Genomic DNA, 1,023 nt, shown 5'->3' with positions numbered 1-1,023 from the left:
TGCCCACGCCCGTGGGCGCGTTGCTTTGAATCGATTCGTGCCGCCTGAAGCTGGTGGTGCAGCGCTGTAAGGCATGGTTCTTTCTCCAATCGATGTCGTTACAGCCGAGCTTCATCGCCCTTCAAGGGATAGTCAGGATGGTGAAGATTCATCATCGTCACGAACACCTTGACATTGCCGTCGCGCAGAAAATGCACGGCAAACCGTCCCAGTTCGTCTGGCCGATAGGGAGGCACGGAGACGAATCGCACCTGTGGAACATCGTCGATGCGATTGACCCATCTGACCTTTACCGTCATACCGGGCTCGTGGACCAAGGGCACCATGACACAACACGTGCGATTGCCACCGCCCTTGTGCGCCCCAATATTCGGGCCACCATGACCGTTGACCTCAAACGCGTAGATCCCCACGTCCGTGTGGTTGTAGCCAACCATTGACACCGCGATGGGCTTGTCGCCGCAACCGGACATGGCCAGTGACAATGCYGCTAGCAGGCCGGCTATCCACGCCCGTGGGCGCGCTACTGTGTAAGGCATGACTCTCCTCGTGGAACTGTGGTTACTTGCGCGCCTCGTCGCCCTTCAAGGGATAGTCGGGATGTCCAAGACCCATCATGGTCACGAACACCTTGACATTGCCGTCGCGCAGGAAGTGGACGGCGAACATTCCTCCGTCCCTTGGGCCATAAGGAGGTACCGGCACGATCCGCTCCTGCGGCACATCGTCGATGCGATGGAGCCACCTGACCTCCGCCGTCATGCCAGGCTTGTAGACCCGTGGCACCGTGACGCAACAGGTGAACTTGCCACCGCCCTCGTGCGGCCAGATATTCGGGCCACCCCGGCCATTGACCTCGAACGCGTAGATGCCYACATCGGTGTGGTTGTATCCAACCATTGACACTGAGATTGGCTCCTCGCCGCAACCGGACACTGCCAGTGACAATGCTGCTAGCAGGCCGGCTATCCACGCCCGTGGGCGCGCTACTGTGTAAGGCATGACTCTCCTGGTGGAACTGTG

At 59.5% G+C, this 1,023-nt stretch carries 2 protein-coding genes; both read right to left on the bottom strand.

Annotated features, from left to right (window positions below; genetic code table 11):
• Window positions 1-98: 98 nt before the first annotated feature.
• Complete coding sequence (locus AC1EJR_RS27290) at window positions 99-539, bottom strand: DUF3304 domain-containing protein (RefSeq protein WP_477113950.1); 441 nt, start codon at window positions 537-539, stop codon at window positions 99-101.
• 22 nt (window positions 540-561) lie between these two features.
• Window positions 562-900 (bottom strand): DUF3304 domain-containing protein, encoded by a 339-nt coding sequence (locus tag AC1EJR_RS27285; RefSeq protein ID WP_477113953.1) that lies wholly within the window; start codon window positions 898-900, stop codon window positions 562-564.
• Window positions 901-1,023 lie beyond the last annotated feature (123 nt).

It is taken from the genome of Cupriavidus sp. 05T42, assembly GCF_056396345.1.
The sequence above is the reverse complement of the archived record's forward strand: the minus strand, read 5'-3'. Positions and strand labels throughout refer to the sequence as shown.